The sequence below is a fragment of the Burkholderia sp. SIMBA_051 genome (assembly GCF_046534915.1).
Lineage (GTDB): Bacteria > Pseudomonadota > Gammaproteobacteria > Burkholderiales > Burkholderiaceae > Burkholderia > Burkholderia ambifaria.
This window is the reverse complement of the sequence record NZ_JAWRXS010000248.1, coordinates 1-274: the sequence shown is the minus strand read 5'-3', so window position 1 is coordinate 274 and position 274 is coordinate 1. Positions and strand designations below refer to the sequence as shown.

The window sequence follows — 274 nt, the reverse complement described above, 5'->3', positions numbered from 1 at the left end:
CCGAAGTCCTCGATCAACCACTCGAGCGCGGAAACGATGCCGAAGTTTAACGCCGCGGGCCGCAGATGGTTAGCGACATTGCGGACCATCCAGATCGTTTTCTCGACCAGCTCGCGCATGTCGTCCGCCTTGCGGATCGCGTCCGGGTCGGCGCCGAGACGCATCTTCAGCAAGGAGACATCCATCTTCAGCGCGGTCAGCAACTGCCCGAGTTCGTCGTGAATCTCCAGCGCGATGCGCTTGCGCTCCTCCTCGCGAATCGCTTCCATGTAGG

The 274-nt window shown here is 61.3% G+C and carries 1 protein-coding gene; it reads right to left on the bottom strand.

The window, feature by feature from the left end:
* Positions 1-274 (bottom strand): sensor histidine kinase (locus tag SB771_RS34390; protein WP_410721962.1); only part of this gene is annotated, 274 nt, incomplete at both ends.